Source organism: Mycolicibacterium komossense (assembly GCF_025822605.1).
GTDB classification, from domain to species: domain Bacteria; phylum Actinomycetota; class Actinomycetes; order Mycobacteriales; family Mycobacteriaceae; genus Mycobacterium; species Mycobacterium komossense.
On sequence record NZ_JACKTY010000032.1, the window covers coordinates 68,637 to 95,558 of the forward strand.

General features: G+C 65.0%; 19 protein-coding genes. 9 read left to right on the forward strand and 10 right to left on the reverse strand.

What is annotated here, in order from left to right; all coding sequences use genetic code 11:
• Positions 1–22: 22 nt before the first annotated feature.
• Both H7J73_RS20065 and H7J73_RS20070 read right to left on the reverse strand, forming a co-directional pair.
• Positions 23–1,942: an ArnT family glycosyltransferase gene (locus H7J73_RS20065; protein ID WP_435405542.1), complete on the reverse strand. Its 1,920-nt coding sequence runs from the start codon at positions 1,940–1,942 to the stop codon at positions 23–25.
• 47 nt (positions 1,943–1,989) lie between these two features.
• Entirely contained in the window at positions 1,990–2,874 is an 885-nt protein-coding gene (locus H7J73_RS20070) for an amidohydrolase family protein (RefSeq protein ID WP_264069380.1), read from the reverse strand.
• 20 nt (positions 2,875–2,894) lie between these two features.
• Here H7J73_RS20070 and H7J73_RS20075 point away from each other — a divergent pair, with 20 nt between their 5' ends.
• A complete protein-coding gene (locus tag H7J73_RS20075) occupies positions 2,895–3,668 on the forward strand; it encodes a trans-aconitate 2-methyltransferase (protein WP_264069381.1) in 774 nt (257 codons plus the stop codon).
• Between the two features lie 74 nt (positions 3,669–3,742).
• Here the strand turns inward: H7J73_RS20075 and H7J73_RS20080 are convergent, their stop codons facing one another.
• Positions 3,743–5,590 carry a sigma-54-dependent Fis family transcriptional regulator gene (locus H7J73_RS20080; protein ID WP_264069382.1) on the reverse strand — a complete coding sequence of 616 codons (1,848 nt, stop codon included), beginning with the start codon at positions 5,588–5,590 and terminating at the stop codon, positions 3,743–3,745.
• Positions 5,591–5,799: 209 nt separating this feature from the next.
• Here H7J73_RS20080 and H7J73_RS20085 point away from each other — a divergent pair, with 209 nt between their 5' ends.
• The 6 genes from H7J73_RS20085 (at position 5,800) to H7J73_RS20110 (ending at position 14,707) form a co-directional block, all read left to right on the forward strand.
• On the forward strand, positions 5,800–7,713 hold the full coding sequence (locus tag H7J73_RS20085) for a hydantoinase/oxoprolinase family protein (RefSeq protein ID WP_264069383.1): 1,914 nt from the start codon (positions 5,800–5,802) through the stop codon (positions 7,711–7,713).
• A gap of 29 nt (positions 7,714–7,742) precedes the next feature.
• On the forward strand, positions 7,743–8,171 hold the full coding sequence (locus H7J73_RS20090; RefSeq protein ID WP_264069384.1) for an acetone carboxylase subunit gamma: 429 nt from the start codon (positions 7,743–7,745) through the stop codon (positions 8,169–8,171).
• A gap of 21 nt (positions 8,172–8,192) precedes the next feature.
• Positions 8,193–10,319: a hydantoinase/oxoprolinase family protein gene (locus tag H7J73_RS20095; RefSeq protein ID WP_264069386.1), complete on the forward strand. Its 2,127-nt coding sequence runs from the start codon at positions 8,193–8,195 to the stop codon at positions 10,317–10,319.
• Between the two features lie 25 nt (positions 10,320–10,344).
• Positions 10,345–12,645: a hydantoinase B/oxoprolinase family protein gene (locus tag H7J73_RS20100; RefSeq protein ID WP_264069388.1), complete on the forward strand. Its 2,301-nt coding sequence runs from the start codon at positions 10,345–10,347 to the stop codon at positions 12,643–12,645.
• An 82-nt stretch (positions 12,646–12,727) separates the two neighbouring features.
• Complete coding sequence (locus H7J73_RS20105) at positions 12,728–13,534, forward strand: hypothetical protein (protein ID WP_264069389.1); 807 nt, start codon at positions 12,728–12,730, stop codon at positions 13,532–13,534.
• A gap of 117 nt (positions 13,535–13,651) precedes the next feature.
• Positions 13,652–14,707: a zinc-dependent alcohol dehydrogenase family protein gene (locus H7J73_RS20110; protein ID WP_264069390.1), complete on the forward strand. Its 1,056-nt coding sequence runs from the start codon at positions 13,652–13,654 to the stop codon at positions 14,705–14,707.
• 80 nt (positions 14,708–14,787) lie between these two features.
• Here the strand turns inward: H7J73_RS20110 and cysC are convergent, their stop codons facing one another.
• The 4 genes from cysC to H7J73_RS20130 all read right to left on the reverse strand — a co-directional run bounded on the left by cysC (position 14,788) and on the right by H7J73_RS20130 (position 19,834).
• The gene (gene cysC, locus H7J73_RS20115) at positions 14,788–16,665 is read right to left on the reverse strand and encodes a sulfate adenylyltransferase subunit CysN (RefSeq protein ID WP_264069474.1); all 1,878 of its coding nucleotides are present in this window, start codon (positions 16,663–16,665) and stop codon (positions 14,788–14,790) included.
• Positions 16,662–17,579 carry a sulfate adenylyltransferase subunit CysD gene (cysD, locus tag H7J73_RS20120; protein WP_264069391.1) on the reverse strand — a complete coding sequence of 306 codons (918 nt, stop codon included), beginning with the start codon at positions 17,577–17,579 and terminating at the stop codon, positions 16,662–16,664. Before cysD ends, cysC begins: the two co-directional genes overlap by 4 nt.
• Positions 17,576–18,379: a trehalose 2-sulfotransferase gene (gene stf0 / locus H7J73_RS20125; RefSeq protein ID WP_264069392.1), complete on the reverse strand. Its 804-nt coding sequence runs from the start codon at positions 18,377–18,379 to the stop codon at positions 17,576–17,578. Before stf0 ends, cysD begins: the two co-directional genes overlap by 4 nt.
• Before the next feature lie 66 nt (positions 18,380–18,445).
• Positions 18,446–19,834, reverse strand: a complete 1,389-nt coding sequence (locus H7J73_RS20130; RefSeq protein WP_264069393.1) for a sulfatase family protein — start codon at positions 19,832–19,834, stop codon at positions 18,446–18,448.
• Between the two features lie 70 nt (positions 19,835–19,904).
• On the opposite strand from H7J73_RS20130, the gene H7J73_RS20135 reads away from it, so the two are divergent.
• Entirely contained in the window at positions 19,905–21,338 is a 1,434-nt protein-coding gene (locus tag H7J73_RS20135) for an HNH endonuclease signature motif containing protein (RefSeq protein ID WP_264069394.1), read from the forward strand.
• Here H7J73_RS20135 and H7J73_RS20140 read toward each other — a convergent pair.
• Both H7J73_RS20140 and H7J73_RS20145 read right to left on the reverse strand, forming a co-directional pair.
• Positions 21,335–22,993, reverse strand: a complete 1,659-nt coding sequence (locus H7J73_RS20140; RefSeq protein ID WP_264069395.1) for a purine-cytosine permease family protein — start codon at positions 22,991–22,993, stop codon at positions 21,335–21,337. The two genes, H7J73_RS20135 and H7J73_RS20140, sit on opposite strands and share 4 nt — an antisense overlap.
• A gap of 111 nt (positions 22,994–23,104) precedes the next feature.
• On the reverse strand, positions 23,105–24,700 hold the full coding sequence (locus H7J73_RS20145; protein WP_264069396.1) for a ribosomal eL19 family protein: 1,596 nt from the start codon (positions 24,698–24,700) through the stop codon (positions 23,105–23,107).
• 81 nt (positions 24,701–24,781) lie between these two features.
• Between H7J73_RS20145 and H7J73_RS20150 the strand changes: the two genes are divergently transcribed.
• Positions 24,782–25,456: a phosphatase PAP2 family protein gene (locus tag H7J73_RS20150; protein ID WP_308207435.1), complete on the forward strand. Its 675-nt coding sequence runs from the start codon at positions 24,782–24,784 to the stop codon at positions 25,454–25,456.
• Here H7J73_RS20150 and H7J73_RS20155 read toward each other — a convergent pair.
• The gene (locus H7J73_RS20155) at positions 25,410–26,900 is read right to left on the reverse strand and encodes a bifunctional phosphatase PAP2/diacylglycerol kinase family protein (protein ID WP_264069397.1); all 1,491 of its coding nucleotides are present in this window, start codon (positions 26,898–26,900) and stop codon (positions 25,410–25,412) included. The genes H7J73_RS20150 and H7J73_RS20155 overlap by 47 nt on opposite strands.
• Positions 26,901–26,922: the final 22 nt, after the last annotated feature.

Here is a 26,922-nt window from a genome sequence, read left to right on the forward strand (position 1 = left end):
CGATGCTAGCCGCCGGCCGAACTCAGACGAGGTGATACACCTTGGTGCCGCCGATGTTGGCGACCGGATAGTGCGCGACCACCCACTCTGCGATCGCCCGCCCGTACGGTGCCATCGCGTGGCCGCGCCCGCTGTCGACGAAGTAGGTGATCTGGCCGGCGCGAACATCGTCGATGAACTGGTCCAGCGTCGGCACCGGGTCGTCGCTCCAGCCGCCGATAGCCATCACCGCCGTACCCGAGGTGACTTCCAGGGCCGATGCCGACTGTGACCCGATCACCGCAGCTGACCAGCGAGTGCTGGTGCCCCGCAACGCCTCGCCGAGGGCGATGTTCGTCTGCAGATCCCCCAGCCGAAGGACCGGCGATCCGAAGCGATTCCCGACGGTCGGCCACATCGTGCCGGTGTGCACGGCGCTCGGGATCGCGCCGTCGTGCGGGGTTGCCGCGGTCGCGATCGCGAATGCCGCGGTGCCACCGAAGCCGGCCAGCAGACCCGCGATGGCGGCCACGGGCAGCAGACGCGGCCACCGGGGCGACGCGGCGACCACCGCGGCGATCCCGGCGGCGGCCACGACTCCGATGCCCCACCGCAGCGATATCGATCCGAGATCCGCGCGGTGGAGCATCAGCACACCCCAGGCGGCACTGATGGCGATCATCGCGGCCATCGCCGCCCGGCCGTCCCAGTTGGTGCGCCGCCGCCACGCCCACACGCCGCCGAGACCGATCAGAGCGCCGACCGCCGGCGTCATCGCCACCGTGTAGTACGGGTGGACCATGCCGTCCATGTAGCTGAACACCACGCCGCACAACACAAGCCAGCCGCCCCAGGTGACCAGTGCCGCTTTCTCGTCGCGGCTCAGCAGGTGACGTACGCCCAGGTAGACGCCGAAACACAAGGCGAACAGGGCCACTGGGAGCAGCCACGAGATCTCGTTGCCCATTTCGGCGACGAAGAGCCGATGCAGGCCCGATTGGCTGCCGGAGGCGCTGTGGTGTGCGGGTGCGACCGGTGGTGCCACCTCGCTGGCCGGGGTCGGGGTCTGGGGTGGGACAGCGGTCCCGTGCCGTTTGCCGCCGATGAGGCGGTTGACACCGTTGTAGCCCAGGGCCAGGTTCAGCACACTGTTGTCGCCGGAATTGCTGATGTAGGGCCGGGCGTCCGTCGGCCACAGCTGCACCGTCAACACCCACCACCCGGCGGCGACGATCAGCGTTAGGCCCGCGAAAACCAAGTGAGTCAACCGTTTCCACCACAGCGTCGGCGCAAACAGCAGGTAGGCACAGGCAAACGCCGGCAGCACCAGCAGGCCCTCGAGCATCTTGGTGAGGAAGGCGAACCCCAGCGCCACGCCGACCAGAGCAAGCCAGCGCCACGATGCCGTCTGCACCGCGCGCGCCACGCAGTAGGCGCCGATGGTGATCAGCAGCACCATCAGGGCGTCCGGATTGTTGTAGCGAAAGATCAGCACCGATACCGGCGTCAGCGCGCACGCCGCGCCGGCCAGCAGGCCCGCGGCCGGACCGAGCTGCGGATCGGCCACCACCCGCCGGACCGCGGCGTAGAGGACGCCGACGGTCGCGACGCCGATCAATGCCTGCGGGGCCAGGACCGACCACGAGTTCATCCCGAACAGCCGTACGGACAGCCCGCTCACCCACGTCGCCGCGGGTGGCTTGTCGACGGTGACGAAGTTGTTCGGGTCCAGGGAACCGAAGAACCACGCCGACCAGCTCTGTGCGCCGGACTGCGAAGCGGCAGCGTAGAAAGCGTTGCCGTACCCGTTGGTCGACAAGGCCCACAGATAGAGAAGCGCGGTGACAGCCAGCAGGGCGGCGAGCGCAAACCGCGGCCAGTGTGGTGCGGTGGGGTCGATGGGCTGCTCGGCGGAGGCAGCCGGCCGCGCTGCGGGGCTGTCGGCGATGGCAGTCACGGGCATCACCATGTACGACGCGCCTGACGCGCGGCCTGCCCGCAAGCTGCGAACTAACTGGGAGTGAGGCCGAACAACCGGGCGCCGTTGTGGTGGAAAACTCCGCGCAGCCAGTCGTCATCGACCTCGTCGATGCTGGTCAACGCGGTCATGGCGGTGGCGTAGCCGTAGGGGATGTTCGGGAAATCGCTGCCGAACAGGATGCGGTCGCCGAGGTCACGCAGTCGCGCCGTCTCGGCGCGGGGGAATGGCATCGTCTCGTCGGCGAACGGGGTGAACACCATGGTGGTGTCCAGTCGGACGCCGGGGTGCTGTTCGCAGAGGTCGAGGAACTCCGCGTATTCCGGCATGCCCATGTGGGCGATGATCAGGACCAGTCGTGGGTACCGGCGTAGCAGGGCGTGGATGCGGTCGGGCCCGGTGAACTGGCCGGGCGCCGGGCCGGAGCCGCAGTGGATGACGACGGAGGTGCGGGCATCCTCGATCGTGCCCCAGACATCGTCGAGCAGTGGGTCGTTCGGGTCGTAGTTGCCGACCTGGATGTGGGCCTTGAAGATCCGGGTGCCGCCGTCGATGGCACTTTTGACGTAGTCGTCGGCGCCGGGTTCGGGATAGAACGTCGCGGTGTGCAGGCAGTCCGGGGTGGCCGCCGCGAACTGCGCAGCCCACTGGTTGAGCCACGCGGCCATCTGCGGCTTGTGCGGATAGACCAGTGAGGTGAACGCTTGCACGCCGAACTCGCGCAGGGTGGTGAGGCGGTCGGCTTCGTCGGTGCGGTAGGTGATCGGCCATTCCCGCCCCACCAGCGGACCCGCGGAGTCGAAGTATTGCCACACCTTGTCCATCACCGACTTCGGCATGAAATGGGTGTGCACGTCGACGATGCCGGGCAGGCCAAGGGAGGTCCAGATCTGATGGACCGACTCAGATTCGTTCATCGGTCATAGATGATGTCACCATGCCGATTCCCTGGGACCCTGACGTCTACCTGGCCTTCGCCGATCATCGCGGTCGACCCTTTTACGATCTGCTGGCCCGGGTCAATGCCGTTCGGCCGCGCCGCGTGGTGGACCTTGGTTGTGGCCCCGGCAACCTCACGCTGAGTCTGAGTAAGCGTTGGCCCGACGCGACGATGGAGGCGGTGGACAGCTCACCGGAGATGGTCGAGGCGGCCCGTGAGCGCGGGGTCGACGCCGTCGTCGGTGATGTCAGTGCGTGGACGCCTAAACCCGACACCGACGTGGTGCTGGCCAATGCGGTGCTGCAGTGGATCCCCGGGCACGTCGAGCTGCTGGTCCGCTGGGCCCGAGAACTCGCCTCAGGCTCGTGGATCGCGTTCCAGGTCCCCGGCAACTTCGACGCGCCGTCGCATCTGGCCGTCAAGGAGGTGGCGCGGCGGGCCCCGTTCGCGAACCCGTTGCGGGATATGCCGTTTCGCGACGGGACGATCGTGCAGACACCCCAGCGGTATGCGGAGATCTTGACCGACGCCGGGTGCACTGTCGACGCCTGGGAGACCACCTATATCCACGAGTTGACCGGTGAGACACCGGTGCTCGACTGGATCAGCGGCACGGCTCTGACATCGGTCAAGAGCCGGCTGTCACCCGAGGACTTCCAGCAATACCGCCACCAGTTGGTCCCGCTGCTTGCCGAGGCTTACCCGGCGCGGCCGGACGGCCGGACGTTCTTCCCGTTCCGCCGGATTTTCGTGGTGGCACAGGTCAATTAGGGGTAGTCGCTTGCGGAACCATCGGTGCGGTCGACGGGATCCACTGCGACGCCGCAAGTCGCGACGCAGTCACCTCACACCGTCGTGATGCCGTACTGCTTGAGCCGCCGATAGAGCGACGAACGCGCCAGTCCTAGTGCGCGGGCTGCGTGCACTCGATTGCCGTCGGCATCTCTCAACGCCGCGATGACGGCATCGCGGTCGGCCTGCTCAAGCGGTGAGAGCGCGCGTCGTGCGGTGGTGTGGCAGTAGCCGGGCAGATCGTTCTCTTCGATCACGCCGACCGGTCGCTTCTTGAGCGCGCTGGCGAGAGCCTCTTGGAGTTGGCAGATGTTGCGGGGCCAGGTGTACCGCTCGATAAGTCGCATCGCGTCGGCCGAGACTCGTACCTCCCGGTGCGGAGCCATGTCCCTGAGTACCCGGGTGGTGATCGCGGCCAGGTCGGCTGTCCGGTGCCGCACTGGAGGCACGATGACCGAGGTCTGGAAGTATGGCAGCAATTCGTTGAAAGGCAGCCCGGAGTCCAGGCTTTCGGACACGGTGGCGGCGACGGAGACAGGCAGTTCAGTGTCCAGGGCGGCGAGCATAAAGGCACTGAGCCGCTCGACGCCCTCGGTGCACAGCGTGTCGATATTGCGAAAGATATAGATGGTGGGCACGCTGCTTTCCGCCAGCGAGGCCGCCGGATCGTAGGCAGTGGCCGCGATGTCGGCGGCATCGAAACTGATGCTGCGGCCCCCCTTCTGCAGGGCATGGAAGACCTCAGTCAGCAGGGTGAACTTGCCGCTCCCCGCTTCGCCCATCACCAGTAGGGGCTGTCGTTCGCGCAGTCCCGCCTCGATACGCGCGGCCGCCGCCCGCCACGACGCTGTCCTGTTCACGTCGACAGGCGAGCTTGCCTCCGCCGGGCGGCCGCCCAGGTTGCCGATGCACGACCTGGGACCTCCTGTCGGTGTTGGAAGAACACCGCCATCCGATGGCGGGTGGCGTGGTTTCGCGGCCCGTGGCGCCGACACGTCGTCGATCACCAGCACCATCCCGGCGGTGTCATTGCCCACCATGATCCGGCTTCCGCGCATGCGCACCGTGATGCCCGAAGGCATCTCCACTTGATCGTCTACCTCGTCGTGGCGGGCCATCAGGAACCGCGCGTGCTCCTGCAACGCCATCTGGTCGGCGGCATCAAGGAGCCGCTGGGCCTGGGCATTCATCGTGACCATACTGTCGCCGACGGCCATCACCGCCAAGCGCGAACGCGCGTCGGTGCGCAGATATGTGTCGAAAAGAGCCTGCTGGCACTGGCTGTGGTCGACCAGCAGTTCGCGTTCGATGTGCCGCGCGGCCGAGCGGACCAACGAGTGCATGAGCGGGCTCGAATGGTCTGCCAGGCTGGACATATCGAGGACACCCTCGATGCGTCCAGTGATCGGATCGCGAATCGGTGCGCCCGCGCAGGCGAAAATCTGCAATGCGTCCGCGTAGTGCTCGGGGCCCCGGATGTGGACCGCTTGCCCGGATTCCAACACCGTGCCGATGCCGTTGGTCCCAGTGTCGGTCTCGGCGTAACCAAATCCACTGTTCAGCGAGACGTTGTCCAGCAACAACCCAATGGTTCGCGAAGTGTCGGTGCGGCTCAGGATCCGGGCCCGGTTATCGGTCAGCGCCACACTGAGTGCCAGATCCGCCGTCTCGTCGATGAGCCGGGTGATCACCGGGGTGGCGCACCGGACCAGCCGCGACGCCACGTCCAAGTCGTCGTGATATTGCGGAACCAGTGCAGTGTTGCCCACTCCCGCGGACGCGCTGCGGCGCCATGACGCGGCGATGTGGTCGGGGACTCCGTTGGTTGCCTCGGCGCCGGAACTGAGGAATGCCGCACGCGCGGCCGCGATCTCCAATCGCCGGTTGGCCGAGTCGGGCATGAGAAACCTTCCTGGCAGTGGTGGTCATCACATTCTTGCAGCAATGTGGCCGGACTCAACTGTCCGACTTTTGGGACACCGCTGACCCTTGAGACATCCGTCACAGTCGTTTGCACGGTCAGTCCATCCGACTCCGAGGCGGCGAAAGCCCGAGCTGACGGACGACGACCCGGGAATCAACTCCGCCGACAGGGACCCATGGGAGGGCCATGAATCACCTCATCAACATCGACAACGGTGGCACGCTCACTGATATTTGCGTCTGGGACGGGCAAGGCTTCTCGTTCACCAAGACACTGACCACCCCATTCGATCTATCCCAGTGTCTCTTCGACGGTATCGAGAAGGCGTCGGCCACGCTCTACGGAGAAAAGGACCTGGTCCGGCTGCTGCACCAGACCCAGCACATCCGTTACTCGACGACGCAGGGCACCAACGCATTGGTGGAGCGCAAAGGGCCGCCGATCGGGATCGTGGTCGAAGACCCCACCATCGTCGACGACTTGCGTGTCGGTGCCGAGGCCGAAGCCCTTTTCGATGATCTGATCGGCACTCGGGTCGCCGTAGTCGACCTCACTATGTCGGCGGAAGACCTCGCCTTCGACGTGGTGCAGAAGGTGAACCAACTCACCACCGACGGCGCAGCACGCATCGTCGTGGTCGGTGAATCCCGGGAATCTGAACAAATCTTGCGAAATATGTTGCTGCGCAAGTTCCCCCGGCACCTGCTCGGCTCGGTGCCGCTGCTCTACAGCTGGGAACTCGTCGGCGACCGTCGTCGCGACCGGCGCACGTGGTCGAGCATCCTGAACTCCTTCCTGCATCCGGTGATGGAACGGTTCCTCTACCAAACTCAGCACCGACTGCGTGAGCACAAGGTCACCAACCCGCTGCTGGTGTACCGCAACGACGGCGCCTCGTCGAGGGTGTCCAAATCCGTCGCGCTGAAGACGTACTCTTCCGGTCCGCGCGGCGGGCTGGAGGGCACCCAGGCGCTGGCCAACAGTTACGGATTGACCCACGTGCTGATGATGGATGTCGGCGGCACCACCACCGACGTCGGTTCGGTGACCGGGGGCGCAATCGCGACCGACGAGCGCGGCGCGATTGGCAATGTGCCGATCTCGTTTCCGATGAGCAACGTGGTTTCGGTCGGCGTAGGCGGTAGCTCGATCATCGGGGTCACCGATGGCCGGCTTACCGTGGGACCGCGTTCGGTTGGCGCGGCGCCCGGACCAGCCTGTTTCGGACTCGGTGGCACCGAAGCCACCATCACCGACGTCAACCTGCTGCTCGGAGTTCTCGACCCGGGGACCTATCTCGACGGCCAGTTGCATCTCGACGCCGACCGGGCTCGGGCGGCAATCACCGAGACAGTCGCAGATCCGCTCGGAATCAGCGTCGAAGAGGCGCTACTGCGGATGGAGACCGCCTATTTCGAGACGATGGCGTCGGCCATCACCGCCCTTGTCCGTGAGGACACCACGCTGGCCGCGTTCGGCGGTGCCGGGCCGATGAGCGCGTGTGGGGCGGCACGGCTCGCCGGCGTCAAACGCGTCCTGATCCCGCGCCTGGCGGCGGTGTTCTCGGCCTTCGGGATCAGCTTCTCCGATGTCGGCAAGTCCTACGCGGTCGGTGTGCCCGGCGCGACAGCCGAATCTGCTGCGGCCACCTACGACGACTTAATCGTGCGGGCCGAGCGGGACATGTTCCAGGAGGGGTACCAGCTCTCCGACTGCACCGTCGAATGGGTGCTCGCGGAGGAGACTCCAACAGGTGACACCGTTGCGACCCGCCCCTACCGGCGCGGGGATCCGGTGGACGCCGGCGCCGTCCAACTGTCGCTGCGGCTCGATGTTGTCGCTGCCCTGCCCCACCCGGCTCTGATCGGGGACAGCGCGGTCGAACCCGTCGACGCGGTCTCCGACGGGGTCCGACCGGTGCGTTCGGCCGCCGACCGCGTCGACGAGGTGAGCGTGTACCGCCTCGCCGATCAGGCGCCGGGCGCCCGCGCGGTCGGGCCGGCGATCGTCGAGGGGCCGTTCTTCACCGCCCGTGTGCTCTCCGGGTGGCGGTTCGACGTCACCTCCAACGGCGACCTGATCCTGACCGATACCCACTGACCTGCCGTACGGGCAGAAAGGAAGCAATCATGCGAGTCCCGATGACCGAATACCTGCTGATCGACCTGGACACCGAACGCTGGGTGTGTCGGGTGTGCGAACGGGACCTCGGTGACGCAGGAGGCAACTACAAGCCGGGAACCCTGGTCTACGACCGTGATCCGCGGGAGATCCACCAGCCGATCATCGATCCGGAGCGCTACGAGTTCACCTTCTCCCCGGATCCGACGTACTGCCGGATCCTCGAGTTCTACTGTCCCGGCTGCGCAACCCAACTCGAGACCGAATACGTGCCGCCGGGCCACCCCCCGACAGTCGACATGGTCTTCGACCTCGAGGCCCTGCGCAAGCAGTGGCAGCAGCGCGGTCTCGACGCTGAGGCGGTTTTCAACTACGGGCCGGGAGCGGACGCCCAGAAGTACACCGCTGCGCTCAAAGCCACCGGCCACATTCGCTGATCCAAAGGAGACCTGGCAATCATGAAACGAATTTCCGTCGATATCGGCGGCACCTTCACCGACTGTTTCTTCGTCTGGGACGACCAGTACATCGAGGCCAAGGCGCTGACCACCCATCACAACCTCGCTCTAGGTTTCAACGAGGCGCTCGATTTGGCCTGTAAGAGAGCCGAACTCGACCGCGGTACCGTCCTCGCCGAGGTGGATTCGGTGCGTTACGCGACGACACTGGGCACCAACGCCCTGATCGAACGCAAGGGACCGATGGTCGCTGCGATCGTCACCCACGGGTTCGAAGACACCATCCCACTGTCGCGCGGGCGTGGCTACGGTGAGGGCCTTGACTCCTCGATGCAGCAGAACCTGCCTGCCGCCGAGCGGCCTGATCCCTTGGTGCCGCGCCGGCTGATCCGCTCGGTCAAGGAGCGGGTGAACTCGGCAGGAAAGGTCGTGGCCCGCCTCGACCCACAGGACGTTCGCAACGTGGTGCGTGAGCTGGTCGACGCCGGAGCCGAGGCGCTCGTCGTGTCGCTGACGAACGCCACGGAGAACCCTGAGCACGAGTTGCAGATTCAGGAGATAGTCCTGGAGGAGTTCCCGCTGCATGAGCTGGGCGCAATCCCTATTCTCTTGGGCCACCAGGTTTCTGGTCGCAAAGGTGAGTACGTTCGCGCGACGTCGACGATCGTCGACGCGTTCCTACACGAGATCATGTTCCACGCGCTGAGCCAGCTGTCGAACAACCTGCGCGACTACGGTTACGAGAAGCCGATGCTGGTGGTTCACAACTCCGGCGGTATGGCGCAGATGAACTCCACCGATGCGCTGCAGACCATCCACTCCGGCCCGATCGCCGGAGTTGGTGCGGCGGAGCATCTGTCGAACGAGACCGGGTTGGGTCATGTGATCTCCACGGACATGGGGGGCACCTCGTTCGACATCGGTCTGGTCCCCGAGGGCGGGGTGAAGCACTATGACTTCCTACCCACCATCGACCGTTGGCTGGTCTCGGTGCCGATGGTGCACCTGGACACCCTCGGTGCAGGCGGTGGCTCGATCGCCTCCTACGACCGCATCCACGATGCCATCAAGATCGGTCCGGAGTCGGCGGGCTCCAACCCCGGACCTGCGTGCTACGACCGGGGCGGGCTGCGGGCCACCGTGACCGACGCCGACCTGCTACTCGGTTACCTCGATCCGGACAACTACGCCAACGGCTACATCAAGTTGAATCCGAAACGCTCGGTGTTCGCGATCGAGGAAACTCTCTGCGACGAACTGGATTCCGACGTACTTGATATCGCCAAGGAGATCAAGCGCGGCGTCGACGAGCAGATGGCGATCGGGATCGGCAAGGAGCTGCGGGTGCGCGGCTACCTCCCCGAGGACTTCACAATGCTGGCCTATGGCGGCAACGGACCGCTGCACGCCTGTGGTATCGCCAAACATGCTGGTATCAAACGCGTTCTGGCGCCACCTTTCTCGTCGGTGTTCTCGGCCCTGGGGGCCGGAAATATGCGGCAACTGCATTTCCACGAGCGCGGTGCGCACGTGGTGCTGTACAACGCGACCAGCCGCGCCCTGTACGACAGCTATGGCGAGTTCAACGAGATCGTCGCCGAACTTGAGGCATTGGGCCGTGAAGACCTCGTCCGCCAGGGCTTTGCCGCCGAGGACGTCCAGTACCGACTTGAACTGGACATGCGGTATGGAAACCAGTTGCTCACACAGGCAGTGACTCTCGACATCAATCGAATCAACGGCGTCGGGGACGTGTTGCACGTCATCAAGACCTTCGGTGAGGTGTACAGCCACCGGTTCGGCGCGAGTTGCGCGGCCCCCGAGGCCGGCATCAGGGTCGGGACGGTGCGGGTGGCGTCCTACGTCGAGGGTGACGTCGTGCGCTTCGAATCACTGGAATACGGTGGGCCGCGGTGTATTCCGGTCGCCGTGGGCCGGCGGGCGGCTCATTTCGTCGACACGGACGGCGCCGTGGACACCCCGGTCTACGACCAGCACGCGCTGACCCACGCGCATGTCATCCCGGGTCCGGCGATCGTCACCACCGAAAACACCACCTTCCTCGTCGAGCCAGGCTGGCGCCTCGAGCCGACCAGCCAGGGCGCGGTGTGGTTCCTGCAGGACTGACCGGACAACAAGAACAGGATCAATCATGACCACATTCGACGATCGGCCTCAAGACCTCTCCGAGCTGGAGCAGGAGTGGGTCGACAAGTTCATGGACGAGACGACACTGTTCCTCGGGCCGGACCCGGAGATCATGCGTTCACACAGCATCGCCGAGCGATCCGTCTACGAGGAGGCCTGTATCGCCAAAGGCGTTGATCGGGTGACCGTAGAGCGAGTGCGCAAACGCATCGCGGGCGCACTCGACGAGGGCTACGAGATGTGCGAGGCGCAGGGCGCCGCGCCGGGAGCGAAGTGGGGCGACCTCACCACAGCCATCTACACGGCCGCCGGTGACGTTTCCTACCTGTCCTGTCACGGGGTGATCGCGTTCTCCGCCATTCTGCACCACCCGATCCGGTACATCATGAAGTACTGGAAGGACGAGCCCACCGTCGGCATCGACGAGGGCGACGGATTCATTCACAATGACGCCCGGTTCGGCAATGTGCACAACACCGACCAGTCAATGATCATGCCGATCGTGCGTGATGGCGAGATCATCGCCTGGGTCGCCGCGACCATCCATGAGGGCGAGAACGGCGCCTGCGAACCCGGTGGCATGCCGTCGGGTTCGGAGACCGCGTTCGACGACGGGCTGCGCATGAGCCCGTTCAAGATCGTTGAGCGCGGCCATCTGCGCCGCGACCTGCTGACTTTCCTGCAGCATTCGGTCCGGGATCCGAAGCTGCAACTCGCCGACCTGAAGGTCAAGATCGGCTCGGTTCGCCGCATCATGGAACGCGTCGACGCCATCATCGAGGAGGTCGGTGTCGAGGCCTTCGTCGGGGCACTGCGGGTGACCATCGAGGACGTTGATGCCGAAGTGCGCCGCAGGATCGGCGAGTTACCGGATGGGACAGTGAGTTTCAACCAGTTCATGGACAGCACGTTGAAGGAGAACATCCTTATCAAGATGGCGTGCAAGATCCACGTCAAGGGCGAGAAGATGACCATCGACCTGCGCGGCACCGGCCCCGAAATCCTGAACCGGGCCATGAATTCGCCGTTGTGTTCGGTGAAATCGATGATGATGCAGGCAATTCTGGCATTCTGGTGGCCGGATCTGCCGCGCTGCACCTCGGCGATGAGTTGTATCGACATCATCTCCGACGAGGGGACCTGGGCCGACGCATCCTATGACGCGCCGATGGGGCAGTCGCTGCAGGCGTCCTTCCGTGGCTTCTCGGCGCTGCAGTCGCTCTACGGCAAGATGCAGTTCTCCACCCCGAAGAAGCACTCCAACGTGGTGGCGAACTGGTTCAACCAGATCAACACCTTCCTCTGGGGTGGCATCACCCAGCACGGGGACTCGGTGGGAAACCTGTGCGCCGACCTCAACGGCATGCCGGGTGGGGCCAAGCCGTTTCGGGACGGTGAGGACGCGGTCTCGCCGCTGTTCTGCGCGATGGCCGACACCGCCGAACAGGAGGTCATGGAGGAGGAGGTGCCCTTCATGCAGCTGGTATCCAAACGCCTGGTTCGCGACAACATGGGATTCGGCAAGTTCACGGGCGGCATGGGTTACGAGATGATCGTCGCCAGCGAAGGCAGCCCGCACTGGGGCTTCATGACGGTGACCTCGGGAGCCAAGTTCTCCTCGATCTACGGCATGTTCGGCGGCTACGGTTGTGGCACCTACCCTCTGTCAATGGTCAAGGGGGTCAACGCCTATGACGCCATCCGCCAGGATTCCAGCAAGTTCGATCTGTCCATCGAGAAGGTCATGAACGAGCGGCCGTTCGAGGGCGGAAAATACATGACGTCCCATATGGGTCTGCAATTCGACGTCGCCAAGGACGGTGAGCTGTACATGATCTCCCAGGGCGCCGGCGGGGGTTACGGTGATCCACTGGAGCGGGATCCCGCAGCGGTGATCAACGACGCCGAACTACGCCGGATCAGCCCCAAGGTGGCCCGGGACATCTTCGCGGTGATCTACGACGAGAAGACGTTCCGTATCGATGCCGAAGCCACTGAGGCAGCACGTGCGCAGGCTCGGAAGGACCGGCTGCACCGAGGCAAGCCGTATCAGGAGTTCGTCGACGAGTGGGTCACACCCGAGCCGCCGAAAGACATGCTCTACTACGGGTCCTGGGGCGATGACACCGATGAGCTGACCGCGACGGTGTTCGGGATTGACGGTCCGTCCCGGGTCACGGCGACCATCGACGAAATGCCGATCATCATGGTGCCGGACCGCAGGGAAGTGAAGATCACGCACCTCGAGGCGCGGATTGCCGAGCTGGAATCCAAGCACGGCGAGAACATCCGACGTCTGACCTGACCCGGCCCGGGGCGGAGCCGAAAACTCCGCCCCGGATCGGATCGTCCTGCCCAGCCCGGCGCGCAACCTGAGGAGAACCATCATGTTCACGAAGTTCGACGATGTCCTGACGAGTCCCCCTTCGGGACGGTCGGTCCCGTTGATCCTCGACCATGCGGCGTACGGGTCGACACGGATCCTGCGCGGAGCTCCCGTGCCATGGTCCGAACCGGTTGAATGCCAGAGCTATTTCGGCCAGGCCCAGGGGCTGTTGCGGCCGGACACCACGCTGGTCGACATTGGCGCCGCCTACGACCAGCAGTTGTCTACGCGGCCGGGTCTCATCGACGCCATGGGTGCACGCAGCCGCACAGGGTACGCGTTGAAGACCCTGTTGGCCGACGACGATCTGACCGCCTGCGCGACCCGGTTGGTCGAAGTGCTCGGCAAGACCAGTCGACAGCCGGTCGTGCTGCAGATACCCGCGCCGCTGCGCTGGCTGGCGCTGGCCCAATCTCGCTGTGGTAAATCCGATTTGACCGGAATCGAGCCAGACCACGGTGAATCGGCATCGATGTACCTGGCCGACTGGCTGCGGCGTTTCGAAGCTCTGCCGATCACGCTGCTGCTCCTCGACGGCCGTCGTAACGACGACCCGGCGTTGACCGGCCTCGTGCCGGAGGATCTGGTCGCCTACACACCGGTGGTGAACGCGGTCGAGCACTACCGCTGGGGTTTGGCCATGCGGACGGACGACGAATTGACGTTCCACGGCGGCGCACCGGGTGCTGTTGTACCGCAGTCGTTCTGGACTGACGGCATCGTGCCACCCGGACGCGCCCTGTTCGCCGAGGTGCCGGCCGACGCGGAGCCCGAGACCGTACTGGCCCAACTGGCGCGTCTCCACTGAGGACTGAGAATGGACCTTGCGGCGCTCGACGTCGCCGCTACGGCTTTAAACAAGTAGCGCGCGCCACTGCCACCGAATTGCTTTGACCAGCAGCACTCTTCACCGAAGGAGATCGTAGTGAAAGCCCTTGTCTACCACGGAGCCGGCTACAAGTCGTGGGATACCGTCGCAGACCCTCAGATCGAAGCTCCTACCGATGTCATCGTGAAGATCGATGCGACGACCATTTGCGGAAGCGACTTGCACATCCTCAAGGGAGATGTCCCCGCCGTCCGTGAAGGGCGAGTACTTGGGCACGAGGGTGTCGGCACAATCGTGGAGGCCGGAAGTGCCGTGACCACATTGCAGGTCGGCGATCAGGTGATTCTGGCTTGCATCAAGAACTGTGGCCGTTGCGACTATTGCCGACGCGGCGTCCACTCGCACTGCGCCGGAGGTGAAGGCGCCTCCGGAATGGGCTGGATCTTCGGTCACCTCATCAACGGCACCCAGGCCGAGTACGTTCGGGTTCCCTACGCCGAGACATCTGCGCACAAGCTCCCTGAAGGAGTGACGCCGGCGCAAGGTGTGATGCTCTCCGACATCCTTCCCACTGGGTTCGAGATCGGAGTTCTCTATGGCCGAGTTAAACCCGGTGACGCCATCGCCGTCATCGGTGCTGGCCCGGTTGGCCTCGCAGTAATGACCACTGCCGGTCTGCAGGGGGCCTCACGGGTCATTGCCGTCGACATCGACGAGAGTCGTGCGCGGGGGGCCCTCGACTTCGGTGCGACACATTGGGTGAACTCGAGCGACCCCGATTGGCGCGACAAGGTACTCGCGCTGACGGGCGGGCACGGTGTCGACGTCTCGGTCGAGGCGGTGGGAATACCGGCAACATTCCAGATGGCGCTCGACATTGTGCGACCTGGTGGGAATGTTGCCAACGTGGGAGTCCACGGTGGCTCGGTCAGCCTTGCGCTCCAAGACTTGTGGATCAAGAACATCAACATATCCATGGGCCTGGTCAACACCGACACCTTACCGATGCTGTTGCGATTGGTCGCCGACGGCGCGTTGAACGTCGACAAGTTTGCCACGCATCACTTCGAGCTCGGCAACATCCTCGCCGCCTATGACGTCTTCGTCGACGCGGCCAAGACCAAAGCGCGCAAGGTGATTCTCCATGGTTGACCTTCGCAGTCGACATCGGCCGCCTCAGTCGCATCACGCCTGGCCTGAACCCAACAACGGTTACCCAGGTCGCAGGTGAACTACCGCAGGCTGTTCAGCAGCTCCAGCACCTGAGCGACCAGCGCGTCGATATCGGCGCCGGTGGTGTCCAGCACGAGGTCGGGGTTCTCCGGTGGCTCGTAGGGGGCGTCGACACCGGTGAGCCCAGTGAGTTCGCCCGAGCGGGCCCGCGCGTAGAGACCCTTCGGGTCCCGCTTCTCGCATTCCGCCAGTGACGTCGCGATGTACACCTCGATGAACGGCAGTTTGGCCGCCTCGCTGAGAGTGCGGGCGATCTCCCGGTCGGATTTCAAGGGCGACACCAGCGAGGCCAACGCCACCACTCCCGCGTCGGCGAGCAGCCGGGTCAGGTGCCCGACCCGGCGGATGTTCTCCGCGCGGTCACCGGCAGAGAAGCCGAGGTCATCGGAGAGACCGTGGCGCAGGTTGTCGCCGTCGAGAAGATAGGCGACCTGCCCGGATTCGACCAGGGCACGTTCCACCGCGACGGCCACGGTCGACTTGCCCGACGCGGGCAGCCCGGTGAACCAAATGGTGGCGCCCTTCTGGCCGGTCTTGCCCCAGCGGTAATCGCGGTCGAGAGAGGAAGGATGCCAACGGATGTCGTTGCGGGTGGCGGAGCCCGGCTTGACCTCGCGGGCCTCGGTGATGGTGCCTGCGCCGACGGTGTCGTTCGACGATTCGTCGATCAGGATGAAGGCGCCACTGTCGCGGTTGTCCGCATAGGGATCGGCGACGACGATCGAGCTGGTCCGCAGGGTCACCGAACCGATGTCGTTGAGCGCCAGCTCGACGGGGCCGTCCAGTTCGTCGAGCGTCTCGGGGTCGAGTCGGGTGTGTAACGCCTGAACGGTGGCCCGCACCGTCCTGGTGCCCTGCTTGAACGCCAGCCGGTCACCGGCGCGCAGCGGCGTATCGGCGAACCAGCACACCGTCGCATCGAGTTCCCGCGCGAGTACCGGCAGTGACGCATCCTCCGCGGCGCTGACGAAGACGTCGCCGCGCCCGACGTCGATATCATCGGCCAATTCGATCGACACCGACAGTGGCGCAACGGCAGTCGAACGGTTGTCGTCAAGCGTGTCCACGGCAGTCACGGTGGAGCGGGTGCCTGCAGGCAACGACACCACCTCGTCGCCGACCTTGACCGTGCCCGCGGAGAGCCGGCCGGTATAGCGCCGGCGCTGCTCGGCGGTGGGACGCGAGACCCACTGTACCGGGAACCGCAGCCGAGACGCCTCCGGCTGAGGGGCCGAAAGTTCGACTTTTTCAAGGTATTCCAGCAGAGTCGGGCCCTGATACCAGGGTGTCCGCTCAGAGCGGTGCACGACGTTGTCACCGTGTTTGGCCGCGATCGGGATCACCGTCAGTTCGGCGTCCCCGAGCCGCGCGGCCATCTGCCGCAGCTCGACTTCGACCTCGGCGAACCGCTCTGCGCTGAAATCGACCAGGTCTATCTTGTTCACCGTGGCGACGAAATGTTTGATGCCCAACAGCTTTGCGATTCGGGCATGTCGCCGGGTCTGCCGCAACACACCGGCGCGGGCATCGACGAGCAGGATCGCGACGTGCGCATTGGAGGCGCCGGTGAACATGTTGCGGGTGTAGCGCTCGTGCCCGGGGGTGTCGGCGAGGATGTAGCTGCGGGATTCGGTGGAGAAGAAGCGGTACGCCACGTCGATGGTGATGCCCTGCTCGCGTTCGGCGCGCAGACCGTCGGACAGCGCGGCCAGATCGGCCACCCCTTCTTCATCGGTGACGGCTTCGAGGTGATCCAGCGGCAGGCTGTCGGTGTCGTGCATCAGCCGACCGATCAACGTGCTCTTGCCGTCGTCGACCGAACCGGCCGTTGCCAGTCGAAGTAGTTGCCTGGTAGCTACTTTGGTGGTTGTCATCAGAAGTAACCCTCGCGTTTGCGGTCTTCCATTGCGGCCACCGAGGTGCGGTCGTCGGCCCTGGTCTCGCCGCGTTCGGAGACGGTGGCGGCCGAGATCTCGGAGATGACGCCGGTGATGTCGGTGGCATGCGAGCGCACCGCGCCCGTGATGGTCAGGTCGCCGACGGTGCGGTAGCGCACCCATTCGACTGCTGCCTGCTCGTCGCCTTCGGGCTGTACGTACTGCGAGACCGCGAGCAGAATGCCATCGCGGTGCACCACTTCGCGTTCGTGGGCGAAGTAAATCGACGGTAGCTCAAGGTTTTCCAGCTCGATATAGCGCCAGATGTCGAGTTCGGTCCAGTTGGACAGCGGGAACACTCGGACCTGCTCACCCTTTTTGATCCGGCCGTTGTACAACGACCACGGTTCCGGGCGCTGGGCGCGCGGATCCCATTGGCCGAACTCGTCGCGGAAGCTCAGGATGCGTTCCTTGGCGCGGGCGCGTTCCTCGTCGCGGCGGGCGCCACCGAATGCCGCGTCGAAACCGCCGGCTTCCAGCGCATCCAGCAGGGTGCGCGTCTGCTGGCGGTTACGCGAGGCCGTCGGGCCCGGATCAGGCACCCGGCCGCTGTCGATGGTTTCCTGCACGGAGCCGACGATCAGCTTGTGGCCATGCTCGCCGAGACGACGGTCCCGGAATGCGATGACCTCGTCGAAGTTGTGGCCGGTGTCGATGTGCAGCACCGGGAACGGCAGCGGCGACGGCCGGAAGGCCTTCTCCGCCAGTCGCAGTAGCACAATTGAGTCTTTACCCGCGGAGAACAGCAGCACCGGGCGTTGTAGCTCGGCCACTACCTCGCGGATGATGTGGACGGCCTCGGCTTCCAGCAGCCGCAGCTCGTCGACCTGAGTGTCGTCCACCGTGGTCGTCATACCGGGAGCCCCTCTCGTTCCGCGTCGATCTTGTACCGCTCTACCCATTCATCGGAGCGCTGATCCGCTTGGCGCTCAAGCACCGGTTCCGGCGCCAGTCGACGGTCGAGACCGAGCGCTTCGAGCACATCGCCCACCACTTCGGTCAGATTGCGCCAGAGCACGGGATACGACACGTCGATGTGGTCGACGTCCTCCTCGGCGAACCAGGTCCGCCAACCCTCTTCCTGAGCGCGCAGCATGGTGACGACGTGCGCGATGGCGCCGGCGTGGTATTCCGCCCGGGCGTCGCGGGCCGGGTCGGGGCGGCCTCGCCACACCCTGGTCTGCACAGCCCGCCAAAACGACACCGCCTGGGACACGACGTCGGGCCGGTACACGTGCACCAGGACCGGGTCGGATCCGACGACATCGCGGATGGCGGACAGCAGCCCGTCGCCGGAGCGCTCCGGGAGGTCCTTGGCTCGTTGCAGCAGTAGGGGAGTCTGGTTCCACATCAGCTTGCCGCCCCACACCCCGTTGGGGGTGCGTCCGACGGTGCGGATGTAGTCGCGCCAGATCTCTGCCGGTGCGATGTCCGGCTTGCCCTCGATGAGAGGGTCGAGCAGGCGCAACACGGATTCGTCCTGGAGGTCGGCGAACCATTCCCGGGGCTGTGGTGACATCGAGGTGTTGGGCAGGTACTGGAAGAACTCCTGGGGTTCGCCGGCAACGCCGGTAGCGCGAAGAGATTCGACGAGCAGCGTGCTGCCGCTGCGCTGCGACGCGAGAACCAGATAGGCGTTGGGGCTGGCGGCCATGGGCGTGAGCCTAACGGCAATTGAATTGCGTTGTCTGACGGGTGTTTTTGATCGCCGTGACTTTAACTATTGCGCGGAATTGGTTTCAATGCCGCGCTCTTCTGCGATGGCGGACCGGCTGGGTAAGCGTAGGCCTTGGATATGCGCATAGGTCTGGACGTATCGTTCGGCGATGCGGGTACCGGCGAACTCCGACGGGATGACGTCGCCCGTTTTGACGCGCCAGTCGTTGAGGAGCAGCGCGAGCTCGCGTGCGACGGCTTCCATTTTCTCGTTGACCTCGCCTTCCAGCAGATTGGTCGTTTCCGTTGGGTCGGCGTTGAGGTCGTAGAGTTCGCGCGGCGGCCGTGGGCTTGTCACGTAGGGGGCCACCGCCTGCCCTGGCGCGCTCTCCTCGATATCCCAGGGCAGATCGAGTAGTGGTCGTTGCGCGTAGTTTTCGATATAGCTGTAATCCTTGGTGCGAATCGCTCGGATTGGATCAAACGAATCGTGATACGTCTTTGTCGTGAAGACCTCGGTTCGAATTTCGTTGCGGTCTTCCGAGGTGTTCAACAATTCCGATGCGTGCGACAGGCCGTCGATATCGTCCGGGATGGCGACCCCGAGTAAGTCGAGCAGCGTTGGGACCACGTCGACGCCGCTGAACAGGTCGTCATAGGTGCTGCCTGCGAGCTGGCGTTTGCGTGGCGGACGGATGATCGCCGCGATGCCGGTGCCCGCGTCGTAGAGCGTCGATTTGGCCCGCGGCATCGCCGGTCCGTGGTCGGTAAGGAAGATCACCCAGGTGGAATCGGCCAATCCGGTGTCATCGAGGGTGTCGAGCAGCTGGCCGACAGCGGCGTCCGCGGTGGTGATGGAGCCGTAGAAGTCGGCGAGATCCTGCCGGACGGCGGGGGTGTCGGGGAGATAGCCGGGCAGCTCGACGCCGCCGGGATCAGCGGGGTCGTAGCGGTCGTGTGGGTACGGCCGGTGAGTTTCGAAGAAGCCGGCCGTCAGCAGGAACTTCTGATCCGGCGCATTCTGCAGCCACTCCGTCGCCCGTTCGGCGACGTATTCGCAATATGAATTCGACACGTCGAACTCGTCGAAGCGCAGCCGCGCCGGAAAGCTGGTCTCGTGTTGCATGCCGAAAAGTGCGGTGTGCCAACCTGCTTCGCCCAACAATTGGGGCAGCGTACGAACGCCGGTCCGGTACTCCCAGCCGTGGTGAGCCAAGCCGACAAGCCCGTTGGTCTGCGGGTAGCGGCCGGTGAAGATCGAACCCCTCGACGGCGAGCACAGCGGCGCGGTCGCATGTGCGCGGGTGAACAGGATCCCTTCGGAGGCCAATGCGTCCATGCGTGGGCTCACCACGTCGGGGTGACCATAGGCGCCGAGGTAGCGGCCGAGGTCGTGCCAGTGCACGATCAGTACGTTCTCGTCGGAGGTCACCCCGCTAGCTTGCCTGTCCACAGTCGGATATTCATCCACAGGCTGCGGAATCCGCGCCAGACTTGTCGGCATCACCGGCATAATCGAACACATGTTCGATATCGATCAGTTGCCTTCGGCGTCCGCGGTGGTGGCCGCGGATGATGCGGGCCTTATCGATGCGATGGGTGAGGCGGCCAAGTTGGAAGCCGCGACGATGGCGCGGCGGTTGGCGGCGATGGCGGAGTTGTATCACCGCCGGGAACGCCAACACGGCGCCGAGCGCAACGGCCTGGTCGTCGACGTGTGGGCCGGTGTCTGTGCTGAAATTGCGGCCGCTCAACACATCAGCCGCGGCCGGGCCGAGCATTTGCTCGACATCGCGGTCACGCTGCGCACCAAGTTGCCCAACGTCGCGGTGGTGTTCGCCCAAGGGCGGGTGGACTATCGGGTGATCGCCGCCGCGGTCTCGCGGACCTCCCTGGTGAACGCCGGCGATGCCGCCGGCGTCGATGCCCTGTTGGCGCGGGGACTGCCGCACTGGTCCACTCTGTCGAACAAGAAACTCGCCGACAAAATCGACTGGTGCGTCACCAAGGTCGACCTGGTCGCCAAAAAAGACGCCCGCACCGCGGACGAGGACCGCCACATCACGATCGGCCCCGACCGCCGCGGCACCGCCGAGATCTCGGGCACCCTGCGCGCCCCCGATGCCATCGCCCTCAATGCCCGCCTGGACGAACTGGCCGCCACAGTCTGCACCCACGATCCGCGCTCCAAGGACCAACGCCGCGCCGATGCCGCTGGCCCCCTGGCAGCCGGCGCGGACCGGCTGGCCTGCCTTTGCGAGCGCGACGACTGCAAGGCTGCCTCGGCTGAACCAGTGGCGAGCACCGTGGCGATCAACGTCCTGGCCGAGCAAGCCGCCCTTGACGGGCAATCTGACACACCCGGCTACGTCGAGGGCTACGGCCCCATCCCCGCCGAGGCCGTCCGCGACCTCGCCCACACCGGCGCCAAGATCCGGCCCGTCCGCCATCCCGGGAACACCCCACCGGAACCCCAGTACCGGCCCTCAGTGGCGCTGGCTGAGTTCATCCGGATGCGTGACCTCACGTGTCGGTTCCCCGGCTGTGATGTGCCCGCCGCATTGTGCGATATCGACCACACCGTGCCCTGGCCCTACGGTCCCACGCACGCCTCGAACCTCAAATGCATGTGCCGGTTTGACCACCTGATGAAAACCTTCTACCCCGGGCCGGGTGGTTGGCGCGATGTTCAGTTCCCCGACGGAACCGTCGAGTGGACCTCGCCTACCGGGCACGTCTGGATCACCAAACCCGGTGGCGCACTGTTCTTCCCGCAACTGGCTGAGCCCACCGGGAAACTCGTCGTGCCCACCGATGTCCCACCCACCTCTAGTGGAACGCTGATGATGCCGACCCGCGACCGCACCCGCGCCGAAGAGCGCCGCATCCGCGTCGAGTACGAGCGCGCCCGCAACTACAAACGTCTCTACACCGACGTCGAACCGCCACCCTTCTAGGTTTGCGCAGGTAAAACGTGCTCGCCTGTTTTGTCGGTACTCAGGCATAACGAGCAGATAAATCCGTCGTGTACTGCGGATTTCAACATGTCGGGCCGCTCGTATTCGTGGTGGCAGACGTGGCACAGCAGGTGCTCGCCGGACGGGTTGCCCAGTTCGTCGAACATCGGGAGATCGATGCCGTCATCGGTTCGGCGCAGGTAGTACTTGCCCTTAGTCGCGACAGCGATGATCGGGGGTAGCACCAAGCCGAGCACGATGGCCACCAGCGGCGAGTACGGGGTGAGCGCGGAGCCGAGGAGCCCGAAGAAGGCCAGGATCGAGACGCCCGCGGCGATCAGCATCGAGCCGAAACCGACCGGGTTGAAGTTGTAGAGCATGCCGCGGCGGAACTCCGGCACCTTGGGCGACAGCTTCAGCAGGTACTTGTTGAAGACGATGTCGGAAGCTACCACCACCACCCAGGCCATACCGCAGTTGGCATAGAAGCCCAGGATCGTGTTGAGGAAGTCAAACATGTTGGCCTCCATGAGAATTAGCGCGATCAAGAGGTTGAAACCCAAGAAGACCAACCGGCCGGGGTAGTGCTTGGTGACGCGGGTGAATGAGTTGGTCCATGCCAGCGAGCCCGAGTAGGCGTTGGTGACGTTGATCTTGATCTGGCTGATGACAACCAGGCAGACGGCCAGCGTGAGGGCCAGCCAGTTGGGCAGGAAGTTCTTGTAGATCTCCAGGAACTGGTGCACGGGCTGGTTGGCGATACCGGCACCGTTGGCGACGTTGGCGATCAGGTACACGGCCAGGAACAGACCGACGATCTGCTTGATGGCGCCGAAGATGACCCAGCCGGGGCCGGCCAGGAACAGCCAGGTCCACCAGCTGCGCTTGTTCGCCTCCGTCTTCGGGGGCATGAATCGCAGGTAGTCGTTCTGCTCGGCGATCTGCGCGATGAGCGACAGGCAGACGCCGGCGGCCAGCAGGATCGAGCCGATGTTCGTCGCGCCGTTGCCGTCCTCACCCTGGTAGGCGAAGAAGGTGCTGACCGAGTCCGGATGACTCACCACCAGGTACACGAACGGTGCGACCATCAGGATCAGCCACAGCGGCGTCGTCCAAACCTGAAGTGTGGAAAGCACTTTCATGCCATAGATGACCAACGGGAAGATGATCAGGGTGGAGGCCGCGTACCCGAGCCATACCGGGATCCCGAGACCCAGTTGCAGGCCCTGGGCCATGATCGAGCCTTCGAGGGCGAAGAAGATGAACGTGAACGTCGCGAAGATGACGTTGGTGACCACCGAGCCGTAATAGCCGAAACCGCTTCCGCGGGTGACCAGGTCGAGGTCGATGTTGTATCGCGCCGAGTAATAGGCCACCGGGAAGCCGGTGGCCATGATGACCACGGCGAAGATCAGGATGCCCCACAGAGCGTTGGTGGTGCCGTACGCGATGCCGATGTTCGCGCCGATCGCGAAGTCGGCCAGGTAAGCGATACCACCCAGCGCCGAGATCCCCACCACCCGCGTCGACCATTTGCGGTAACTACGCGGCGCAAAGCGCAGCGTGTAGTCCTCCAAGGTCTCCTTGGTGGCGGTCATCGTGTCCAGGTCGGCTTCTTCGACCTCGGGCACCGGCTCGTTGCTGGTCTCCGTCATGGACTGCCTCTCCCTATAGCGCTGGGAGGACAGTAAATTCAGGGTGTTTCAACAATGTGACGCGCGTGTTCCCGTCACAAAGCATTGGATTGACGCTGGCGTCAAATGCTGTCAGATACCGGAAGTTCCTGGAACATGCAGCGCACCAGACGGATCCGCCAGGTCCCACAGGGTGGCGTAAATCGACTGTTTCAGGGCGTAGCCCTGATCCTCGATGTTCAACAGATCGACCACCTCGTCAAAGCCGTAGTAGAGCAACGAAACCGGCTGTGTCGTCAGCAGCAGCTGGTTGACGGTGGTCTGCACGGCGGTGCCGCCGCCGCTGGCGAGGGCCTGCAGGATCGCGCTCACCGGGATCGGCACATTCACGTAGGGGATGACCTGGCTGGCCCGGTAGACGGCCTCATAGGCTTCACGCACGATCGGCGCGATGGCCGCCGGAAGCGCTGCGACGATGGCCTTTTCGGTGTCCAGGACCGAGGCGGGCATATCGGTCGGCCACGGGTCATCCGCCCGGAACGGGTCGGATCCCTGCGCATCGGTGGTAGCGGCGACGTTCGACACCGCGGCGGCCGCGACGGCGGCTGCCGGAGCTGCGCCGGACTTCGCGTAGGAGGCGGCCAGCGCGACGTTGTCATCGGGGGTGACTACCTCCTCGCTTGACCCAGCTGGGGTCGACGACAGCGGCAGGCCCGATTCACCCTTGTTGTGCAGCAGCCCGAAGAAATCGATCAGATCCCAGCTGGACGTGTAGAACCAGTCCTTGAGCTGCTGTCCCTGATATTCGAGGTTGAACACGTCGGCCAGCTCGTCGTAGCCGTAGAAGAGAATCGCCACCGGCTGAAGCGTCACCAGCAGGTTGTTGATGATGCTCTGGGTGGCGGTCTTGAACAGCACCGGATCACCGCTGGTGAGGTTGGGGAACTGAGCCACAACGTTCGAGAGCGGCAGCACGATGTTGACCCACGGGATGATCTGGCTGACCCGGTAGCCGAACTCAAATCCTTCCCGGACCAGCGGCTGGAAGATCGGGATCGGGTTGAAGAGGTCGACGACGCCCTTCTCCAGCTGCCAGATCACGTCCGGCATGCCCTCGGGGATGGGGTCGCCGAAGCGGAACGGGTTCAGATCCCACGGCACCGGAGAGGTGTTCGGGACGTACCAGGTGTCCGCGGTCGCGGCGGCCATCCGGACCGAAGCTGCCGACGAAGCATTCGCCAGAGGCTTCACCAGCACGGCGGCGGCCTCCGCTGCCTTGGTGGCAAGGTCGGCCAACGGGGTGGCGGCTGACTTGGCGCCGGTCTCGACGACAGGTGTGATCACCGTCGGCGTTGTGGCTTCGCTGGGTGTAGCGGAGCCGTCCGTGACGACGACGTCAGCCGGTTCGGTGGCCGCCAGCTTCGCACCGGTGAACTGCTTCTTCAGATCGTCGATGGCGCCGGCCGGGTCGAACTTCGGCTTCGTTGCCGGCGCAGTGGAATCGGCGGCAGCCTTGGTCTGAGTGCGCTTCGGGCCGGCGGTGTTGGAGGTCTTCTTCTCGGATTTGGCGTCCTTGGCCGTGGCCGATGACTTCGACTCGCTCGAGGCCGGCTTGGAGCCATCGGCATCGGCATGCGCGGTGCCCTGTCCGGCCACTGCGATTGCTGCGCCCACGCCAGCTGCGATCGCAGCTCCGCCGACATAGCCGATGTACTTATTTGACGCCATCGTCATCCTCTCCTTCGACAAAGGCATCGTAAAGGGTCCGAGCAAACAAAGCAGAACCACTGATGTGGTTACGTGTAAGGAGTGAGCCAACGGACGGCAGTGACGGCGGCGAGCGCCGCAGCGCTGTACATCGCGATGTGGATTGGTTGGCTGCAGGGTTGGCGGTGGCTGGCCGCAGTCGACAACTGGTTTCTCAACGGGCTGTACCCGATCGGCGCGGCCCACCCGAACTGGGTGACCTGCTGGAATGTGTTCTGCACCGTGGTCGGGCCGACCGCGTTTCGCGTCTTAGGCGTCGTCGTCATCATCTGGCTGTTGGCCCGCCGCTACCTACGGGTCGCGCTGTTTCTGGTGCTCAGTGTCGAACTCGCCGGTTTGGTGGCCGAGACCGCGAAACATCTCGCAAACCGGCCGCGGCCTGCGACGGCGATGGTGGACGCGTTGGGGACGTCGTTCCCGTCGGGTCACGCAGTGGGTGTCACCGCGGCAGTGCTGGCGCTGCTGACCGTGGCGTTCGCGTTCGTCGGGCCGCGCTGGCGGGTGCCGCTGGCCGTGCTCGGCGCCGTCGTCATCGTGGCGATCGGGGTGGGCCGGGTGGTCCTCAACGTGCATCACCCCAGCGACGTGCTGGCCGGTTGGGCGCTGGGATACCTCTGGTATCTGGCCTGCCTGCTGCTGGTGCGGCCGTTTCCGCTGGTCCGGGTGGGCGTCAGCGCAGCGGCCGGTACACCGGTAGTCCCCGGTAGCGGGTCGTGAAGCTGATGTTCTCGAATTCATGGCCGACCTCGCCGTCGCGGGCAACCGATATGGGTCCGTCCAGCGAGGTGAACGAGAATTCCGGCACCTGCAGCTCGTGATAGAGAGGGCTGCGCGGCAGGCGCCCGAACGCGAGAGCGCCGAGGATCCGGGTTCTCGCGAACTTGCGACCGGTCTCCAGGAAGCGGACGTCGATCAGGCCGTCGTCCATCCGGGTCCGGCGCGAGGGCGCGAAACCGGGCGGTAGGTAGATGGAATTGCCGACGAAGAACAGCGACGTCTGCAGCGTCTTGTTGTCGTAGCGAATCCGCACGGGGCTGTCGTGGCGCAACGTGTGCAGCATGGCGTAGACCCCGGCCAGGGGTTTGCCGATCTTCTTTTCCAGCTTTTCCCTGGTCTGTACGAACAGGGGGTAAGCGCCGATGCTGGCGGTGTTGACGACGATGAACTCGTGGTTGAGGCAGACCAGGTCGACACACGACACGGTCCCGTTACGGATGGCGGCGACGGTTTTCCCGACGGTGTCGCACCCGAGATCCTTCGCGAAGTGGTTGAACGTGCCGGCCGGAAAAACGGCCAGGGGCAGCTTGGCATCGGCAGCGACGCCCGCCGCGGTCGACACGGTTCCGTCGCCACCGCCGATCGCGAGCACCTCGGCGCGCCCGGCTGCGTCGCGCAGCATCGCCTCGGGCTCGTCGTCGGGGCCGAGCTCGATGATCTCGGCGTCCGGGAGGGCGTCGCGCACTTCGTCGAGGACGCGGGCGCCGGTGCCGCTGCCGGAGGCCGGGTTGATGATGACGACGACGCCCTTACCTGTCGGGCGCTTGGGGGTGTCGACAGTCAGCGGTTCGGTGACGGGCAGCCTGGCCTCGACGATCGGGGGGACCAGGCGGCCGCCGAGAACCGCGACACCGGCACCGATGCCGAAGCCGGCGATGACGTCACCCGGGTAATGCGCGCCCGTCGCGACCCGGGACAGGCCCACGAGACCGGCCAGCAGGGCCAGCGCGAAGCCGGCCGGCGGGCTCTCCAGCCCGACTCCGACGGCGAAGGCGGCTGCACTGGCGGAATGTCCGGAGGGCAGCGAGTTCGATGTCGGGAAATGCCGGATCTGGCGGGCCAGGGGCACCGACGTGCGGGCCGGGCGGGGGCGGGTCCACAGCCGTTTCGCCAGTTGGTTGGTGAACAAGCTGGTGATGCCGAGGGACAGGACGCCGCGGACCGCACCGCGTTGCATGGCCGGGCGTTTGGACGCCATCAGCGCGGCGGCGATCGCGAACCAGAGCTTGGAATGGTCGGCTGCACGGGTCAGCGGCGGCATCGCACTGTCGAGTAGCGGGGTGTCCGACTCCGCGATCGCCTCGAACACCTCCCGGTCGAGAGTGCCCAAGCCGTGGGTGATCTGCCGGAATCCCTGATTGCGTCGACGCGGCCAGCGGTTCATCTGACCCACAGTAAAGGCTGGG

Bases quoted from the DNA above. Each gene is read 5' to 3' on its own strand.
- H7J73_RS20065 (WP_435405542.1), bottom strand. From the start codon at position 1,942: ATGCCCGTGACTGCCATCGCCGACAGCCCCGCAGCGCGGCCGGCTGCC.
- H7J73_RS20070 (WP_264069380.1), bottom strand. From the start codon at position 2,874: ATGAACGAATCTGAGTCGGTCCATCAGATCTGGACCTCCCTTGGCCTG.
- H7J73_RS20075 (WP_264069381.1), top strand. From the start codon at position 2,895: ATGCCGATTCCCTGGGACCCTGACGTCTACCTGGCCTTCGCCGATCAT.
- H7J73_RS20080 (WP_264069382.1), bottom strand. From the start codon at position 5,590: ATGCCCGACTCGGCCAACCGGCGATTGGAGATCGCGGCCGCGCGTGCG.
- H7J73_RS20085 (WP_264069383.1), top strand. From the start codon at position 5,800: ATGAATCACCTCATCAACATCGACAACGGTGGCACGCTCACTGATATT.
- H7J73_RS20090 (WP_264069384.1), top strand. From the start codon at position 7,743: ATGCGAGTCCCGATGACCGAATACCTGCTGATCGACCTGGACACCGAA.
- H7J73_RS20095 (WP_264069386.1), top strand. From the start codon at position 8,193: ATGAAACGAATTTCCGTCGATATCGGCGGCACCTTCACCGACTGTTTC.
- H7J73_RS20100 (WP_264069388.1), top strand. From the start codon at position 10,345: ATGACCACATTCGACGATCGGCCTCAAGACCTCTCCGAGCTGGAGCAG.
- H7J73_RS20105 (WP_264069389.1), top strand. From the start codon at position 12,728: ATGTTCACGAAGTTCGACGATGTCCTGACGAGTCCCCCTTCGGGACGG.
- cysD (WP_264069391.1), bottom strand. From the start codon at position 17,579: ATGACGACCACGGTGGACGACACTCAGGTCGACGAGCTGCGGCTGCTG.
- stf0 (WP_264069392.1), bottom strand. From the start codon at position 18,379: ATGGCCGCCAGCCCCAACGCCTATCTGGTTCTCGCGTCGCAGCGCAGC.
- H7J73_RS20135 (WP_264069394.1), top strand. From the start codon at position 19,905: ATGTTCGATATCGATCAGTTGCCTTCGGCGTCCGCGGTGGTGGCCGCG.
- H7J73_RS20140 (WP_264069395.1), bottom strand. From the start codon at position 22,993: ATGACGGAGACCAGCAACGAGCCGGTGCCCGAGGTCGAAGAAGCCGAC.
- H7J73_RS20145 (WP_264069396.1), bottom strand. From the start codon at position 24,700: ATGGCGTCAAATAAGTACATCGGCTATGTCGGCGGAGCTGCGATCGCA.
- H7J73_RS20155 (WP_264069397.1), bottom strand. From the start codon at position 26,900: ATGAACCGCTGGCCGCGTCGACGCAATCAGGGATTCCGGCAGATCACC.